Raw genomic sequence first — 18621 nt, forward strand, 5'->3', positions numbered from 1 at the left:
GTCACCGATGCGGCCTGAGTGTCTGATAGAGACATTTGCGCATAAAAACCATTTAAAACCGTCGCCGATTTTATATTTGAAGTCCACTTTTTGAGAGCGTCATGGCAATATCTGACAAACCTACTCGCCGCGCCGGCACCCCTCCTAATGTCGATATCGGCGAGCTGTTTGTGCGCCGGTTTAATGTGGTCAGCATTTATGTGGCGATTTTATTATTGCTGGCGGCGGCAATCATCTGGAGCGGTATCAAGACCGCTGAAGGCGTCCAGCAATACCATCAGGACTATAAAACCTTGCAAGACATGAAAAAACAACAGCGCAAGCTACAAGTAGAGCATCAGCGGTTGCTTATCGAGCAGCAAACCTTTAGCGCCACGCCGCAAATTGCCAGCCGCGCTGTGGCCGAGCTTGGCATGTATTCTCCAACCCTCAAAGACAAGTTGATTATTCAGCCAGGCGCTCCTACGGCACTGGCGCCAGCCGCCTCTAGCGAGGCAGATATCACCGCCAATGACAGTGATGTCATACAAGAGGTTGTCAGTACCGATTTGTCGATTGACGCGCCGCCTAGAGCTACATCAATTAATACCAATGCGGCGGAGGCTGGGCGATGAGTGAAAAAAAATCCAAAGCCAAGACCGGTAAGTCAACAGCAAAAAACAACAGCAAAAAACCCACCAGTGGCAAAGTCACCAAGCCGCTGCGCCGTGTCAGTGCGGCCAATTCAGGACAAAAAAATAAAAAAACTGATAGTAGTGCGGCAGATAGCCGTAAGGCCAAGCTGTTTGGGCGACTAAAAAAGAATGACAATCAAGGTGCTTATACCAGTGTCAAAAACCGTAAAACCGCGTTTTTAAATAAAGCATCAGGGGCGTCCTCACGGGGCGGTTTTGAGCAAGACAAAGCGCGATTTTGGACGGTTTGGGGATTGGCGCTTGCCATATTGGTCGCACTGATAGGCCGTGCTTACTACATTCAAGTCGCCAATGCCCAGTTTTATCAAGATAAGGGCAATGAGCTGATCACCAGCGTACGCACACAAACATCTTATCGCGGTATGATCACGGATCGCAACAAACTGCCACTGGCAGTGAGTGCGCCGCTGGCGACAGTGTCCTTTAGTCCGCATGACTATGCGCGTGAATACTATGAGCTAAAACGCATCATTTTGACCAACCCTGACAGTCCGCAGCTACGAGCGCGCATGCAAAAACGCTTGGATGCTATGGATTTGACGACCTTGGCCGCTGCCGCCAATATCTCAGTCAGTGAGCTAAAACGAGTCACCGCGATCGATGACAGCATCGATGTCACCGACGAGGAAGCAGTAAAAGCAGCGTTGCCATCAGGCGCAGGCTCGCACTACTTACCGCTTCTTAATAAAGTCACGCCAGAGATTGCCCAAAGTGTCAGCTCTTTAGATTTCCCTGGGGTGTATGAAAAAAACTTCTTTCAGCGTTATTACCCGCAGCCTCAGCCCAACTCGCAATTGCTCGGCTTTATGGGACAAAACGCCAATGATCCTGAGGGCGGCTATGAAGGGCGTGCGGGTATCGAACGTCAGTACGAAAAGGAGCTGGCGGGTAAAGATGGCAAGGTACTGGTACTAAAAGATGCCAAACAAAACAGCCTAAAAGAAATCAAGCAAGTCGAGCCTGAGATACCGGGCAAAGATGTGGCGCTGACGATTGACTCGCGTCTGCAGTATCTGCTTTATAAAGAGTTAGAAAAAGCAGGACGCCTACAGCGGGCGCGCTGGTCGACAGGTATGGTCGTCGATGTACAGACAGGCGAGGTGCTCGCCCTCTCGACCTGGCCGTCATTTAATTCCAATAACCTCAATGAGATGACCGGTGAAAACCAGCGAAACCGTGCGCTGTTAGACGTCTTTGAGCCAGGCTCAGTGATGAAGCCATTTACTGTGGCTGCGGCGTTAGACTCGGGTAAATATACCGCGACATCATTGATTGATACCAATCCAGGCTCTATCCGTGTCCGTGGTTATACCATTCGCGATCACCGTAATCTCGGCATGATCAACATGGGCACGCTACTACAAAAATCGAGTAACGTCGCCTCGACCAAGATTGCATTGTCCCTGCCGCCTGATGCCATTACCAATATGCAAAAGCAGTTTGGCTTTGGTAAAAAAACCCCATTACAGTTCCCTGGTGAGGGTAGTGGTCTGGTGGTCACGCCAAAAGAAAAAGAAACCTCGCGCCGCGCCACCGTCAGTTATGGTTATGGTCTGCAGGTGACACTTGCGCAGGTCGCACAGGCCTATTCGGCGCTGGCCGCAGGTGGTGTCATGCATCCGCTGACATTGATCAAAGACGACAAACCGCAGCCAAGCAAACGCATTATGGCGCACGAGCAGGCGATGTCTATCGTGCAGATGATGGAGAGCGTCACCGAGCCGGGTGGTACCGCGAAAGGCGCGGCCATTGATGGCTACCGTGTGGCGGGTAAAACAGGAACGTCGCGCCGTATCAACCCCAAAGGTGGCTACTATACTGACCAGTATCGCAACGTCTTTGCGGGTATGGCACCAGCATCAAACCCAAGGCTGGTGGGCGTGATGCTCATCGAAGACCCGCGCGCGCAGATTTATGCGGGTCTGACTGTCGCTCCTGTCTTTCATAATGTCATGAAAGAGGCGCTGCGTTTGTATAATGTGCCTTTAGATAAACCGCTAAAGACCGAAGAGCCATAAGTATCTTGCCACACAAACACGACGACTGATGTCGGCCAGTATCCAGCGCCAGCCGCTGATTTGTGTTTACCGTTTAGGATTTGCCCATGACCACGCTTACCTCATCGCCCAGCACCCACGCGGTTACCTTGCAGCAGCTTTTAGAGAGCGGCGATCGTCAGCATTCTTTGCTACAGTCATCGCTCACCGCGCTGCTCGCTGCTGCGGACAATACCAGTGAGGGCATCTCGGTCGCGCATATACCATTTGCACAGTTTCGGTTGGATAGCCGCCACGTTGCGGCACACGATGTGTTTGTCCTGCTAAAAAGCCAGACAGGCCACTGTCAAAAAAGCCGCGACTATCTGCTACAAGCCGCATCACAGGCGGCTTTTATTCTCTCGGAGATTGACCCAAGCGACTTGTTTGATGATGGACAGTTGCCAGCGGATGTGTTGTCTTGTCCTTTGATATACACGCCGCATATTCGTGATTTTTTGGGCAGTCTCATTCAGGCGCGTTTGCAGTACCAGCAGCCAAGCCGATTACCCACGGTGGCGGCAGTGACGGGCACCAATGGCAAAACCACCGTCAGCCAGCTGGTAGCGCAGTTGACGCAGCTGACTGGCATGAGCAGCGCTGTGATGGGGACCGCGGGTAACGGTCGACTGGGCGCTTTGGTACAGGCTAGCCATACCACGGGCGACGCTCTTGCCGTGCAGCAGTTTGTGTATCAAATGGCGCTTGAGAAGGCAGAAGTATTGGCGTTAGAAGCCAGCTCGCACGGCCTTGATCAGCAGCGTCTACAAGGCGTGCCGATATCTGTTGCGATTTATACCAACTTAAGCCGCGATCATTTAGATTATCATGCCGATATGGCAGCGTATGCCGCGGCAAAAGCTAGGCTCTTTGACAAAACGCATTTTCCTTCCTTGACCCACGCTATCATTAATATCGATGATGAGTACGCGCAGGTCATGCTAGATATGGCGCATGCCAGTGGTTTGACGGTATGGACGTATAGTCTAGATGCCTCAAAGCCTGCGACTTTTGTTGCCACCGATATTACCCCAAGCTTAGAAGGGGTGGAAATTACACTGCAGACAGACATCGCCGGTGGAGATACCGCTGATAAAGGAACTGGTGATACAGACACTGGCCATAAAGAGAGCTGTCGCATAAATATCGTTAGTCCTTTGCTCGGGCGTTTTAATGTCGCCAATTTGCTGGCTGCCATTGCCGCTGCTACTGCATTGGGCATGAGTCTTGAGCGTATCGCCGAGCTCGTCCCGCAGCTACAAGGCGCGGTAGGACGTATGCAGCGCGTCGCATCGAGTGATGGCTGCTTTATCGTTGATTATGCCCATACCCCTGATGCGCTCAGTCAGGTGCTGGCCAGTTTGCGCACCCACTGTGAGGGGCAGCTGTGGGCGGTGTTTGGCTGCGGCGGAGACCGTGACGCGGGCAAGCGTCCGCTGATGGCGCAGGCAGGACTGGCGGGCGCGGATAGGGTTATATTGACCGCGGATAATCCGCGAACCGAAGACCCAGAGGCCATCTTGCAAGATATGCAAGCGGGCATGAGCACCGCGCAGTATCAGCGCACCCATATTGAGCCTGCACGGCAAGCGGCGATTGAGTATGCTGTCATGCAAGCAGCACCCAATGATATCGTCGTCATCGCTGGCAAAGGTCATGAGACCTATCAAGAGATCAATCATGTCCGTTATGATTTTGATGACAGTGTGGTCTTGCAACAAGCCTTACAAAAGGCTGGGCGCAGATAGGCAATGGGTTTACAGCGTCATGATTTTGAGGGTTGCGCCATCATTTGAGAGCGCTCATCAAATCATGTTGAGCGTAACAAACAGTATTTATAAAAATTAAGTAGTCATCATACAAGGTAATCATTATGACAGCCGACAACGACAATACCATTCAGTCGCAAGGTCTCTATGTCTGGCAGGTAGATAATCTGCTCGCTGCGACAGCCTCGCTGGATGGGCATTGGCAGCTAGCAGCAGAGCAAAGCAATGCAGGACAAACTGAGCTTGCCAACAACGCGGTCACCAGCAACCGTATCGCCACCGATACCCGCACGATAAAGAGCGGCGATATCTTTTTGGCGCTAAGCGGTGCCAATTTTGATGGTCATGACTATATCAATCAAGCCGCTGCCCAAGGTGCTGTCGCTGCTATCGTCTCACGTCCCATCTCGACGAGCATCCCGCAGTTGGTCGTGAGTGATACGCGTCTGGCTTTGGGGCAGCTGGCCGCTTATCGTCGTCAGCAGCATCAAGACTTGACTGTGATTGCTATCACCGGCTCAAGCGGTAAAACCACCTGCAAAGAGATGCTTGGTAGTATCTTTGGTCGTTTAGCACCAACCCTGATCACCCGTGGCAACCTAAACAACGATTTGGGCGTACCGATGATGCTGCTCGAGTTGTCCGATCATCATCGCTATGCCATCTTGGAGCTGGGCGCCAACCATATCGGCGAGATTGCTTACACGGCAGAAATCGTCCAACCGGATGTGGCTTGTATCCTCAATATTGGTACCGCGCATTTGGGTGAATTCGGTAGCCGTGAAGGTATCTGTCAAACCAAGTCGGAGATTTACCATACATTAACCGATACTCAGTTTGCTATTGTCCCTGACAAAGACGACTTTACCAATCAACTGCGCCGTATCGCCGAAAAACATACCTCACATGTGATTGGTTTTGGCAATACCGATGTCAGTGCCAGTCACTTGGATGTCGAGCCTGAGCGTAGTGAGTTCAAGCTGCATATTGGCAATCAAGTCCATGACATCAACCTACCATTGGCGGGTGAGCATAATGTCAATAACGCCTTGGCGGCGGCCGCTTGTGCGCATGCGTTAAACATCGATGTCAGTGATATCGTGATTGGTTTAGAAAACGCCCGCCCCGCCAAAGGTCGTCTCAATAGTCAGATACTGGGGATGCATCGCCTGATCGATGATACGTATAATGCCAATCCGCATTCCGTGCGTGCAGCGGCCAAGGTGCTGGCGGCGCAAACAGGCACGCAAGTGATGGTGTTGGGCGATATCGCTGAGCTGGGTGACGCGGCAGTGAGCGAGCATCAAAGCTTGGGTCGTACCATTGCCACCACTGGTATCAACGTGCTGCTGTGCGTCGGTGAGTATGCGCCGTATACCGTAGCAGGTGCGCAAGAAATCTCTGATATCAGTGCGCATGCGTTTGCGGATAAAGACAGTCTTTTGGCGTATTTACAGCCGTATTTGCAAGCGCAGCAGGCTAAGCCTTGTACCGTGCTGTTCAAAGGCTCACGTGCCATGCAAATGGAAACCCTTATCAATGCGCTAGTCGAGGAGTAGGCGGTGTTAGTTTGGTTGTTTGGCTGGCTTGGCCAGTATTATACACCGTTTTCTGCGGTTTCTTCGTTGACGCTACGCGCGTTATTAGCGGTCATTACCGCTTTAGTCTTTAGCATGATGTTTGGTGGCCGCGTCATTCGCCACTTGCGTGCGCTCAAATATGGGCAGGCCATCCGTAATGATGGACCGCAGTCGCATTTGGCCAAGACGGGCACACCGACCATGGGCGGCGTCTTGATACTCAGTGCTATCGGGGTGTCGACCTTGCTATGGGCGCGCTTAGACAATCCTTATGTGTGGATTTTGCTGGTGGTGATGGTGGTGTTTGGTGCGGTTGGCTGGGCTGATGACTGGCTAAAGATTAAGTATAAAGACCCCAAAGGCCTAATCGCTCGCAAAAAGTACTTTTGGCTGTCGATGGGCGCGTTATTTGTTGGGGTGTCGCTGTACTATATCGCCACGCTGCAGCCAGATATGGCGACCACCCGCGAGATGCAGGATTTACTACTGCCTGTCTTTAAAAACTGGATCGTTCCTTTCTCTGCGCTACCTTTTGGTATTGGGTTTATTATCTTTACCTATTTTGTGATTAATGGCGCTTCTAATGCCGTCAACTTAACCGATGGTTTGGATGGTTTGGCTATCTTGCCAGTGGTACTGGTGGCGGCAGGTTTGGGCGCGATGGCTTATGTCTCAGGTGATGTGCGTTTTGCTGACTACTTGCATGTGCCTTATATCGCTTATAACTCTGAGGTCATCATTGTCTGTGGTTCGATGATTGGGGCAGGCTTGGGCTTTTTGTGGTTTAACGCCCATCCAGCCCAAGTATTTATGGGTGATGTCGGAGCACTGGCACTGGGCGCGATGCTCGGTACCATCGCGGTCATGACTCGTCAAGAGATTGCCTTTGCCATTATGGGTGGTTTGTTTGTCGCAGAAGCGCTGTCGGTGATGCTACAGGTTGGCTCATATAAGCTGCGCAAAAAACGCGTCTTTCGTATGGCGCCGCTGCATCATCATTTTGAAGAGATTGGCTGGAAAGAAACACAAGTGGTGGCACGCTTTTGGATTATTGCCATTATCCTTGTAATCTTAGGGCTAATGACGCTAAAACTGCGCTAACTACTTTTTAACAAGCTGGTTTTTTAATAAATTGGTGCTTTAACAAGCTGGTGTTTTAGCAAACTGAGTCTTTTGGTTCAGCGCTCTGCAAAAGCCATCTCATCGTGTTTGAGGTGGCTTTTTTGGTTCTGTCTCTTATTATTAAGTGAGGGGTTTTATGCCGCAGCTGAAGCAAACTTTGCTAAAATGACGGCCATATTTGACTGATTTTGAGAAACCTGTGTCGTTATTTATTTGTCCCCTTTGCCAGTCACCCATGCAGCCTGCCGCCGATACGTGGCGCTGTGATGGCAGCTTGCATCCAAAGCAGACCAAGCACCCTTTCGATGTGGCGCGTCAAGGCTATGTCAATTTGTTACCAGTACAACAAAAAAAATCCAAAGCGCCAGGAGACAGCCAAGCCTCTATCGAAGCGCGGCAGCGGTTTTTGGCCGCAGGACATTACCAGCCATTACAGGCTTTGCTTGAGCAGCAAATGAGGCCGCTGCTCGGGCAAAGTGATACTGCCGCAAATTGGCTGGATGTCGGTTGCGGTGAGGGCTATTATACCCAAGCAATGGCGCAGATAGACGGTATAGCATCGCTGATAGCGGCTGACATCAGCAAGCCTGCCGTCTCTACTTTCGCCAAAGCAAGTAAAGCGGCAGGGCAGCTGTGGTATCAGCAGCCCAAAGAGGGCGCGACTCAGACGGCGGTATATCCACTAGTGACCAGCGCCGCCCATCTGCCGCTACGCGCCCGTAGTGTGACGGGTATCAGTAGCATCTTTAGTCCTATCTTGCCTGAGGCTTTTGCCAAAGTGTTGTGTGACACAGGCTATCTCATCATTGCCAAACCCGATAGTCAGCATCTTGCCTCGATGCGTGAGGCGTTGTTTGATAGTGTGCGCGAGCATGATTCTGATAAGTTTTTGCACGAATTAGCCCCGCACTTTACCCTGCTTGCGACGCATCACGTCAGTACCGAGCTGTCATTAGCGGCAAATGATTTGGCAGATTTGATGACCATGACCCCGTATGCTTATCGCGCCCGCGCAGAAAAACGCCAAGCATTACTGGAGCTTAGTGAGCATGCGCCATTTAATACAGAAGCCAAGTTTGTGGTGTATGTTTTGCAAAAGCATATGGGTAAATAGCGCAGTCTGTAGATGAAATGAGTCTGCCTGCATCCTTATTAGCAAAGTCAGTATTAGGGCGTATCTTCAATTCAATCTAGAGCCATTTAGCCATCTAACTGGCCATTTATAAAATAGGCCCCATGCTCGCGACGATATTGTTCCAAATTCTATAAGGCAGTGGCCAGTTTTTCACCTGCGCGCAGGTCACCTCATCTGAGTCTGCGATATACTGGTGTTGGCGTGCGACGATATCAGCGGTGAGCGCTCTATCACTAAAAACGATGTTGTTTTCATAATTTAAATCAAAACTACGTAAGTCCAAATTGGTTGAGCCAATCAGGCTGATTTCGCCATCGACGGTTAGGGTTTTGGCGTGTAGTAGGCCGGGTTTGTACTCATATATCTTTACCCCAGATTCGAGCAATTGCCAGTAGTAGCTGTGGCTGGTGGCTGCCACCACGATAGAGTCGTTGTGCTTTGGGAAAATCATCGTCACGTCTACACCACGGTAGGCGGTGGCACACAACACATTGACCAACGAGTAGTCCGGTACAAAGTAGGGCGTCGAGATAATAAGAGTGTGCTGGGCTTGGCTGATTAACGCGCCCAAAAACTGCGGCGTGGTGCCGTGACGTTGGGTCGGCCCATCGGAGAAGACTTGCGCGGCAAAGGTGTTGGTTGCTTGTATCTCAGACGTTGTCTCAGCACCGTCATCCAAGGCGGTCGCAGGCTGGGTAAAAAAAGGAAAGCTCTCAAGCGGGGTATAAGGGTTTTCGCTGAGCCAGTCACTGGCAAATAGCATCTGGTTTTGTGCCACAACTGGCCCCTCAACACGCATCATGATATCTACCCACGGCGCAAACTTGGGCTTTACCCGAAACTCAGGGTCGGCGCAGTTGCGACTGCCAGAGTAGCCAATCTTGCCATCAATCACCGTGATTTTGCGGTGATTGCGCAAGTCGATCCGACTAAACATCATTACCTTTAAGAAGTTGTTAATCGGTAATGCCACGCTAACTTGTACGCCAGCGTCTTTCATTTCTTGCCATATCTTTGAGCGCACCATCTTACGTGAGCCCATGCCATCGACCATCGCGCGGCATGTCACCCCGCGCTTTGCCGCCCGTATCAATGCTTGGGCAGTGTCGATACCCATGCCATCAATCAGCCAAATATAATACAGCACATGAATATGATCGGTCGCCGCATCAAAATCAGCAATCATGCGTCTACGCGTCTCGTTGGCATCGGCCATTAGCTCGGCGCGGTTGCCCACCGTCGTACGAAAGCCTGTGGCATTGGCAGAGTAGGCAAAGGCTGCGCGGTACCCTGGTTTGACAGCCTGTGTCAAGGCCGCCTCACTGCCCAGCACATCGGGGCGATAGGCGCTCAATCTATCGATGACTTGCTCACGCTCGCGGGCAAAGTTGCGGCCCAGATGTACCTCACCAAACATCCAGTAAACCACCACCCCCAGATAAGGCAAGATAAATAGAATGACAATCCAAGCCAGCCGAGCAGGGGCACTCAGATCATGGCGCGACAATACTCGTAAAGAGATGAGCACCAGTAAGATAAAGTGGATGGTGAGCAGGATGTCTAACAGCATAAGGCAATCCAGTGTTATTGTTTTTATTGACGTATCGCACAGTACTGACTAATTATAACGTACTGTAAAACTTTGACCGTATTGATTGGTAAAGTCATTAGGACGTGTCTGCATGTCAAAAATGGTGATAAAAATGGGACAAATTGCGGTCGAACAAAGGAAGTAGCGCCGTTATAGTTAAGTCTTTATAAAATCGATACAGCCCATATCATGAAATAGTTTAGGTAGATTATTCTCCATCCACCCTTGGCGCATAAACTTAGCCTGTGCCCATTTTTTCTCGATAGGGTTCAGATCAGGGCTGTACGGCGGCAGCCATAAAATACGATGGCCATGCCTATTGAGTAGTTTTTGAATGCGTCTACTTTTATGAAACCGAGCGTTATCCATGACAATCACGCACTTGGTTTTAAGACTTGGAATAAGTGTGAACTTACACCAATCATAAAATATATTGCTATTGATATTCTGCTCAACGTACTCAAGCGCAAATAGCATTTTTTCATAGAGAGCTCCGATGACATTCGTACGTCTCGAAGCTTGCCAGTTGTAGCTATCGATACAGGGTTTACCAATCGGTGCATAGCCATGAGAACGAATAGTTTCAGCCTCAAAGCCGCTTTCATCCATATAGACAATGGGATAGCCTTGCTGAGTAAAGCGATCAAGCCTACTCTGGAATATCGCTCTTTTTATCGGACACGCTTTTGGATGTTCCAAAGTCTTTTTTTTGACTGATACCAAGACGCTTCAAAGCATTGAAGATGCCCGTTTTACTACAGTTCAAGCGGCGAGCTCTTTCATAGTTATAATCATCTGGGTATCTTTTTATGTCTTCAATCAAGGCGTCATCAGGTATTTTAGTCGGTGCTTTATTCCTGGTTGTTTTAGGAGCTAATTTCTTCTGCCAACTGTGAATGGTGCTGGTGCTAAGTCCATAAAATAGCGCAGCTTCTCGTATGGTCATACCATCAGTGATGCTAGAAAGTACCTGTTTGCGATAGTCTATTGAATAAGTCATCGTTTATTTCATTAAATGCAATTGTTAAAAGTATTGTATCGGTTTTATTTGGATTAGACTATATCAAGGTGGAACTGGTCTAAATTTTCCTTGCGTGCTGTGCCTACGCAGACAGAGGCTGCGAAAAATTTATCCCCGTCCCACTGTGTCTTTTACTATACTGAATTCACTATAGACCAACACAAGCGACGTGATAGGTGGGTCACGTTGGGTGGGATTGGGGAAATAGTAGGTATAAAAAAAACGCTAGACGCGTTATATTTAAAGGGTTTAAGATGTACATAGGATAGTTTAGGACAAGCTAGGAAAACTAAGATTTTATAAGATTGGCGGTGAAGGAGGAAGTCTAACTTTATATACAAGTAATTGATTTAATTATAGTTATTTTATTGTAGATACATATTAGACCATCAAATAGACCAACAGCGCTACAGTATTGGAGGCAAGGCAAATAATGGGATTTTTCCCCTGATTAATTGTATCAAGATATTACTTGGCACCTCATAAATGTTGAGGCGCCATATTAAGACTAGATAAGATATATATTATAAATAAAAAAAGCTTAATCGGCAGTTAAATTACCGTAGTCAAAGCATTTTGACGCTTGAATCAAAACCCAAACAACGCGGCATTATTTTTTATCAAAATTTGCGTCACAAGCTTATCATCATTAACGATGCGCTTGAAGTTATCAAGTGCTTTATCAAAGCTTATGGTTTCATGCTGAGTATGCGGCCAGTCACTTCCCCAAAGCAGATGATCTTGTAGTCCGATTTGCTTTAATAAGGCAAAAGCGTCTACGGCATTTTGAACACCTGATTTATCAACACGATAATATCCTGATACTTTGACCCAATGCTGCTTAGGATCAAGCAGCTTTAACAATGCTTGATAATCCGGATCATTCACGCCCAATGTTGGATCAAATCGTCCAAAGTGATCTATGACCACATCTATAGGGTATTGCTGTAAATTAGGCAATAGCCGTACTAAATAAGCAGGCGGCGCATGAAGTTCAATTTGAAAGTTAACATCGGTAAGCTTTGTCAGAAGCGCTTGCCAGTCAGGTTTAGTTAAATCTGGGCAATCAAGCCCAAATAAATTTAAGCGTATTCCTACAATTCCTTGATCAGCTAAGCCCTTAAGTGTTGATAATGTCACGTCACGATCAACCACGGCAACTCCTTTTAATCGATCAGGATAAGACGCGATTGCCGATAGCATATAGCTGTTATCTGTCCCTAAAAAGCTTGGCTGGATCAATACGCCTTGGTTAAAGCCATTAGCATCTAACTGCTGGATATAGTCCTCAGCACTGGCTGTATCGCTTGGTTTATAGCGAGCATTGGTAACAAAGTCTGCCTCGTTTGAAAAAACATGAGCATGGGTGTCAATAAGCGGCATAGCACTCTCCTTTTTATCTCAATTAAAATAAAACCTGAATAATAAAGGTTGCAATAAGTCCAGCAACAATCCCAATGGGAACAGCTTTAAACAGTAGTGAGTTTAATAGCTTATCTTTATCAATATCGTTTGGTGATGACCCCAAAATCAAACTACCCCCTGATGAGAAAGGCGAGATTGAAGAGCTTTGAGCGCCAACTACGATGCAGACAAATAATAGCAGTGGGTTAAGTCCAGAGGCTGCTGCAAGTGTTGGAACAATAGGGAAAAGGGCAGGAGCAACGACGCCAAGTGTGCTTGCAAATACTGACATAATTGCGCTGATAATGAATACTAAAATTGGAATCATCCAAATTGGAACATTGGTGCTAAGCCATTCAGTTAGCTCGTCTATCACTCCAACCTTTACACCTAAACTGATTAACATACCAACGCCGCAAATCATAATAAGCGTGTTCCAAGGCACAAAACGAATAACTGTTTTTTCATCCGCTAGCTTCAAAAACAAGCTGATGATTGTGAAAAATATAGCAATAAAGCCGATATCAATTCGCGCGTTTAAAAAGCTAATCATCTCAACATTAGGAAACAGCAAGTTCAAAATAGGGACGATAAGAACGATTGCCATCATGATGAAAATGAGTACAATCGATTGTTTTTGTTTGTGGTCTAGAGGCTCAGGAAGTACTGCATCAATTGCTATTTTGTTGTGTCTGGCATTGATAAGACTGTAGCCTCCAAGTAAAACTACCGGAATCAAAAATGTCGCAGCAAAGATTCCTGATGAATATGTAAAGGCAATGTCTTGTGCCAATCCCGCAGTATCCATCAATCCTCTAAAGATAACGCCACTTTGAGACGTCATGAAGTTGGCACCCGCCAGTGCACCATAGTTAACTGCCAGTGCAGCAATAACTATGTTCATATTAGCTTTTTTACAAAGTAATAAAGTCATAGGAGCCATAAAAGCGAGAACCGTATAATAACCTGCTCCTAATCCTGAAATAATGGTGGCAACAAAGAATATTACTAAGGGCAATAGAGCAGGCACTTTACGGCATTTATATATTAGCTGATTAGCTAGCTTTTCTAGTGCGCCATTAACCAATGAAAAGTTATAGAACAAAGTGACGGCGAAGATGATGAAAAATATCTTGATAGGCCATAGAGCAATGACCTCAGAAGCCTTCATACCAAGGCCAAAACAACCGATAACGTAAGAAAATACGATAGCAAAAAAGCCAATATTAACTTTAGTGGTATAGCCTAAAAATATCGAAGCAATGATAGCGGCGAGTATGTATATTGTCATGTTCACTCCTTGACCGTGACTAAGCAATGATATAAACATATAAACATGTATATGAATATTTATACATTAGAAGTGATACTAAGAACGTTGTCAATCACTTTTTTAAAATATAGAATGAAACCAGTTCATAAAGAGTATAGACATGAGAAGAAAAATATTAGAAAGTATTGAAGGACTTAATATACCTCGGTATGAGCAAGTTCGTTGGGAGATTCAATGCTTATTGACTGAGAGTCAGTGGGACGCAGATAAGCCGTTACCTACCGAATCAGAGCTTGCGAAACGATATGAGGTTTCGGTAGGAACGGTTCGAAAAGCGGTAGAAAAGCTTGTTGAAGACGGGATTTTGCAAAAACAGCAAGGGCGAGGTACTTTCTTAAAACAACCAAATTTTGAGACATCGCTATCACGGTTTTTCAAATTTCGAGATAAAAATAGTGATTATGTCACACCGACTGGGGTAGTAAAAAAAGTAGCATTGATAAATGGTGTCTCTAAGATAAACAAAAAATTAAATCTGAAAGATCATGAACGCTTAGTGTATCTTGAGCGTATACGGGTGATAGATCACAAGATCATACTGAGTGAAAGAATTTGGCTTCCTGAAAGTCTGTTTCACCCACTAGCAGGATTGCGCATAGAAGACTTTGGTAATCTGCTATATCCTTTTTACTATGAAATTTGCAATCAGTTTGTGTCGTCAGCGGTTGAAAAGCTTACCTTTAAAAAAAACCATATCGATGCTTATTTAAGCAATGGTATTGATGAAAGCTTGGTCAAGATTTGCCGAGTTGCCAAAAATCTAAAAGGCGAGCCGATCGAGTACCGTGAATCGTTTGGTTTAGCTGATAATTTTAGTTATGAGATAACTATCAATTAGGGTGTGTATAGAATTCAAATGAGTGGCAACCAGATAAAGACACAAGCGAGCATTACCGCCGCTGCATAGCTATCTTTGAGCTTATCATATCGCGTGGCAATGCGAGGCTTTACCTAAAAATGTGCTCTTACTACTTCAGATCAAAAAAGTAGACCACCTTTAAGGGTGGTCTGTTCTGTTAACTAACTCTAAGTTATTCTTATTTTTCTACGTCCTCCGTAGTACTTATTTTATCGTATTCATCTAAACGTTTACCATTAAGCTGCCAGTGATCCAAAGCTAGCTCCATCAGCATTTTCTGTCTTTGCTCGATAGATGCTTTCGTCCACTCATTAAACTGACAGTTTAGCTTGTCTTTTAGACGATTAAGGCCAGTGTTCTTACCGATAGTATAGTTATCATTCAATAGCTTAGTGAGCACGAAGTTAGAATGGATGTATTCAGCCTGTTTCATACCAAACCAATCAGTAGATAGATCATTATAGCTATTGATAGCCTGATTGATTTGGCTTTCAAGTAAGGTCACATTACCAAGCATAAAGGTGTACTTTTCACGATCTTCATCATCAGCGAATTCTTCACTTGCGTCTATATTCTTCAACGTTTGCGGTAGAATATGCTCAATTTGCAGTCTTTGTATGTTCTCTTGGCTAAGAAGATTTAGTCCTGCTTGCGTGCATAATTCGGTATCTAAGCACCCTAAAATATAGCGCTCTCGATATTGCGGGTTATAGTCGTAATGTTTGATTTGCAAAAAGCTATATTTAAAGTCTGATAGATAGCTTCTTAGGTAAGGAACCATGGTTCCATCAATGATCTCTACGATCTCATCTATGCTACGTATCTCGCGTAGTTTAGTTGCCCAATCTGTAAAACGGCGCTCATAGCTCTTAGTTTGCATCTTGAGTGTGTTAGCGAAAAATAAAAAGCTCTCTATTTGCTGTGCAAGATAGTTGATCACCTGATCATCACAGTTCAGGTTTAACGCCATTAATAAAATAAGGTGCTGACGTGAGCGTTGTTTATTAATGTAGCCAATATTGACTACGTTGGGATACTTATTAACCCCGTCCGCGTTATTGTCGCTATTGGTTGCTTGAACCAAATAGCTATAACGTTTAGCCGCAGCGACCATTTCATTCACTAAATGCAAAGGCTCGTTTTCATAGTCTAGTTTACTCTTGCCTTCTTTTGATATGATCCACGAGTACAGGTCATCTTCTCGAATAATACCATTGTGGTAACGTGCGATCATAAAGTATCTTAAAAAACGTAGTGGCTTATCCGCTTCATCACAGTTTTGAAGATAAGTGGTAATCTGCTTCCACTTGGTTTTGATGTCCTCAAAATCATGTGAGTTCGCTTTACTAAACATCAAGTTTTTAACAAGATCCATAGCGTTGAGACCAGCACCGCGCTGGTTGATCGTCTCAAATATTTTGAGTGCACTGCCAAGGTTGTCTGACTCCATCACTACCACAGTGACGTTAGTTAAAAAGTACTGTGTGTATTCCTCAAACAGTAGCGTCTCTTGATTTACATAGTTTTGTAGGTGCTCAAAAATACGCGCGTATGCTTTTTGCATTTTTTCGATTGAATTGGTGATCTCGCCTTCGTATGTCTTTTTTTGAATTAGCGTGTCTATATATCCGTTGCTCTCATCATACTGTAGCTCAAGACGCGAGAGTGTAGATTTAGTTTTTAAATCAAATTTGAACAGCCAATTTTTTATAATGCTAAGAATACTGTTGCTCATCTCAGAAAGTTGACTATCTTTCTGGATCTCCTCTAATATATCGCGCATGGCGCACAGAGTAATTACGATAGTAGTGAGGCGCTGTTGACCATCTATAACATCGTACTTTTTATTATTTTCTACAATGATGATTGAGCCTAAAAAATAGCTCTGTTGCTCATGAGCATGTGCTTCAAACTCTTCATCAGTATCAACTAAAAACTGATAGATATGCTTGTCTGCTTCCCAGACGTATTCCCTTTGATAGTCTGGTACTACAAAATAATACTTTTCGAGGTCTGCAATACTAAAAACGTCTGCATCAATTTTCATGTTTAACCTTAACCTATGTCGTGTATTTTTAGCTGATAACTTTTTATATAGAACTTTGTTCGTTAAAAGTAGAATAGCTTATCATAAACAAAACCAGACGATATACTGCTTTTGCATAATTGACAGTGCATAATAAACAAAATCATTCATACTTAATTATTTCTAGCGCTCTTACTATGCCCAATCACTACCAAAGCCTTGTCCTAAGACTAACTCAGCAGCCAACCGAACAAGAATGGCTTGAGTTTAAGCATAATTTTCATAGTCCTGATGAGATCGGTAAGCGTATCTCTGCACTTGCCAATGGCGCGTGTTTGGCTGGCAAGAAGTTTGGCTATTTAGTTTTTGGCGTAGAGGACGGCACGCACAACATCGTTGGCACAAGCTTTAGCCCGAGGACAAAAAAAGCTAAAGGCAACGAAGACTTAGAGCATTGGCTGGTAAACCGTCTAAGCCCTAAGATTCACTTTACCATTCATGAGCTACAGATTGATGATAAAGCGGTGGTACTGTTTGAGATTCCAGCAGCTACCGATACGCCTGTCAGCTTTTTGCATGAGCCTTATATTCGTATCGGTAGTGTCACAAAGCTGCTCAAGCATTATCCTGATCAAAGCCGTAAGCTCTGGCAAAATCAAGCCGATGATTGGAGCGCTGAGATTTGTCATGAAGCAACGCTTGAAGACCTTGATCCTAAGGCCATTGCAGTTGCTAGACAAGTCTTTGCGGATAAAAACAAGCGGTTGGCTGAAGATGTTAAAGAATGGGACGACATCACTTTTTTAAATAAAGCCAAAATCACCATTCACGGTCAGATTACTAACACAGCGATTATCCTATTAGGTCGTTATGAATCCACGAGTTTTTTGAGTCCAGCGCAAGCGCATATCACTTGGATTTTAAAGGGCGTTGATGGCATTGAAAAAGACTATGAGCATTTTGAACCACCGTTTTTGTTAGTCTTAGATGAGGTGTATAACAAGATTCGTAATCTCAATTACCGCTACATGGCGTCAGGTACGCTATTTCCTGAAGAGGTGCAGCAGTACGATCCTTATATCATTCGTGAAGCGTTAAGCAATGCCATTGGTCATCAAGATTACCGCCTAGGCGGACGTATCATAATAGTTGAAAAAGAAGACTCAACGCTATTGTTTCAAAACAGCGGTGCGTTTATTCCTAAGACCATTGAAAATGTACTACTGCAAGATGCGCCTGAAGCGAGTTACCGCAATCCGTTTTTGGTCAATGCCATGGTCAATCTAAATATGATGGACACCATCGGTAGCGGCATCAAAAAAATGTATCAGATTCAGTCTAAGCGCTTTTTTCCATTGCCAGATTATGACTTATCCCGTGAAAGAGTAGGCGTGAAGTTCACAGGCAAAGTGCTTGATCAAGAATACGCCAAGCAGTTAGCGACCGTTGATAATCTCACACTGCACGACATCATAGCGCTGGATAAAGTACAAAAAGGGCAGTCAATCACTGAAGAGGAAGCCGACGCGTTACGCAAAAAGTCATTGATAGAAGGGCGTAAAAACAGCTATATCATTGCCGCTGATGTTGCTAAGCACACTGAGCAGCAGGCAGAGTATATGCAAATGCGCGGCTTAGATGACATGCATTATCAAAGCTTGATTATAGAATACCTCAAGACGTTTGAGCGAGGCAGACTAGCTGACTTTGATAAAATGCTGGCTAACAAGTTACCGCAAGTGCTAGATGATAAACAGCGTAAGAACAAGGTGCGTAACCTGTTGCAGAAAATGCGCCGTGATGGATTAGTCGTTTCTGAGGGTTGGTCTTGGACTCTTGCAAATAGCTAAGGATAGCTAAAAACAGCTAAGAATAGCTAAACCTAGCTATGTTTAGCTTATTGGACGACCTATATGAATTATAGTAGTGGATTTTAATTTGCTTTCTATGTAATGTGTTTAAATATAAACTATTAGACCTCTTGCAAAAGTAGTTGTAAGACACAACGTATATTATTGAACTCTACTTACTTAATAGATATGCCAAACAT

14 protein-coding genes and 1 pseudogene are annotated in these 18621 nt (G+C 45.6%); 8 read left to right on the forward strand and 7 right to left on the reverse strand.

Annotated features, from left to right (window positions below):
• Nucleotides 1-101 precede the first annotated feature (101 nt).
• From BTV99_RS11415 to BTV99_RS11440, 6 genes are all read left to right on the forward strand, one after another.
• On the forward strand, nt 102-614 hold the full coding sequence (locus tag BTV99_RS11415) for a cell division protein FtsL (protein ID WP_075102489.1): 513 nt from the start codon (nt 102-104) through the stop codon (nt 612-614).
• Nucleotides 611-2713 (forward strand): penicillin-binding protein 2, encoded by a 2103-nt coding sequence (locus tag BTV99_RS11420; protein WP_075102490.1) that lies wholly within the window; start codon nt 611-613, stop codon nt 2711-2713. Before BTV99_RS11415 ends, BTV99_RS11420 begins: the two co-directional genes overlap by 4 nt.
• An 86-nt stretch (nt 2714-2799) precedes the next feature.
• The gene (locus tag BTV99_RS11425) at nt 2800-4479 is read left to right on the forward strand and encodes a UDP-N-acetylmuramoyl-L-alanyl-D-glutamate--2,6-diaminopimelate ligase (RefSeq protein WP_075102491.1); all 1680 of its coding nucleotides are present in this window, start codon (nt 2800-2802) and stop codon (nt 4477-4479) included.
• 125 nt (nt 4480-4604) lie between these two features.
• The gene (murF, locus tag BTV99_RS11430) at nt 4605-6059 is read left to right on the forward strand and encodes a UDP-N-acetylmuramoyl-tripeptide--D-alanyl-D-alanine ligase (RefSeq protein WP_075102492.1); all 1455 of its coding nucleotides are present in this window, start codon (nt 4605-4607) and stop codon (nt 6057-6059) included.
• 3 nt (nt 6060-6062) lie between these two features.
• The gene (mraY, locus tag BTV99_RS11435; protein WP_075102493.1) at nt 6063-7181 is read left to right on the forward strand and encodes a phospho-N-acetylmuramoyl-pentapeptide-transferase; all 1119 of its coding nucleotides are present in this window, start codon (nt 6063-6065) and stop codon (nt 7179-7181) included.
• A gap of 199 nt (nt 7182-7380) precedes the next feature.
• Complete coding sequence (locus tag BTV99_RS11440; protein WP_305956345.1) at nt 7381-8316, forward strand: putative RNA methyltransferase; 936 nt, start codon at nt 7381-7383, stop codon at nt 8314-8316.
• A gap of 106 nt (nt 8317-8422) precedes the next feature.
• On the opposite strand, the gene cls is transcribed toward BTV99_RS11440, so the two are convergent.
• The 5 genes from cls to BTV99_RS11465 all read right to left on the reverse strand — a co-directional run bounded on the left by cls (nt 8423) and on the right by BTV99_RS11465 (nt 13644).
• The gene (gene cls, locus BTV99_RS11445) at nt 8423-9907 is read right to left on the reverse strand and encodes a cardiolipin synthase (protein WP_075102494.1); all 1485 of its coding nucleotides are present in this window, start codon (nt 9905-9907) and stop codon (nt 8423-8425) included.
• A gap of 177 nt (nt 9908-10084) precedes the next feature.
• Nucleotides 10085-10627, reverse strand: coding sequence for an IS630 family transposase (locus BTV99_RS13800; RefSeq protein WP_241900770.1), 543 nt, complete (start codon nt 10625-10627; stop codon nt 10085-10087).
• Nucleotides 10578-10928, reverse strand: coding sequence for an IS630 transposase-related protein (locus BTV99_RS13805; RefSeq protein WP_075102496.1), 351 nt, complete (start codon nt 10926-10928; stop codon nt 10578-10580). Before BTV99_RS13805 ends, BTV99_RS13800 begins: the two co-directional genes overlap by 50 nt.
• A gap of 609 nt (nt 10929-11537) precedes the next feature.
• Complete coding sequence (locus BTV99_RS11460) at nt 11538-12332, reverse strand: amidohydrolase (protein ID WP_075102497.1); 795 nt, start codon at nt 12330-12332, stop codon at nt 11538-11540.
• 22 nt (nt 12333-12354) lie between these two features.
• On the reverse strand, nt 12355-13644 hold the full coding sequence (locus BTV99_RS11465) for an SLC13 family permease (RefSeq protein ID WP_075102498.1): 1290 nt from the start codon (nt 13642-13644) through the stop codon (nt 12355-12357).
• A 142-nt stretch (nt 13645-13786) separates the two neighbouring features.
• Here BTV99_RS11465 and BTV99_RS11470 point away from each other — a divergent pair, with 142 nt between their 5' ends.
• Nucleotides 13787-14524, forward strand: a complete 738-nt coding sequence (locus BTV99_RS11470; protein WP_100750115.1) for a GntR family transcriptional regulator — start codon at nt 13787-13789, stop codon at nt 14522-14524.
• 14 nt (nt 14525-14538) lie between these two features.
• Here BTV99_RS11470 and BTV99_RS13325 read toward each other — a convergent pair.
• Nucleotides 14539-14625 (reverse strand): annotated as a pseudogene (locus BTV99_RS13325) (IS5/IS1182 family transposase); the annotation flags it as partial.
• A 98-nt stretch (nt 14626-14723) separates the two neighbouring features.
• Entirely contained in the window at nt 14724-16592 is a 1869-nt protein-coding gene (locus BTV99_RS11480; protein WP_075102499.1) for a DUF262 domain-containing protein, read from the reverse strand.
• Nucleotides 16593-16768: 176 nt separating this feature from the next.
• Between BTV99_RS11480 and BTV99_RS11485 the strand changes: the two genes are divergently transcribed.
• Nucleotides 16769-18421 carry an RNA-binding domain-containing protein gene (locus BTV99_RS11485; protein WP_075102500.1) on the forward strand — a complete coding sequence of 551 codons (1653 nt, stop codon included), beginning with the start codon at nt 16769-16771 and terminating at the stop codon, nt 18419-18421.
• Nucleotides 18422-18621: the final 200 nt, after the last annotated feature.

It is taken from the genome of Psychrobacter sp. Rd 27.2, from assembly GCF_001921755.1.
Classification (GTDB): Bacteria; Pseudomonadota; Gammaproteobacteria; order Pseudomonadales; family Moraxellaceae; genus Psychrobacter; species Psychrobacter celer.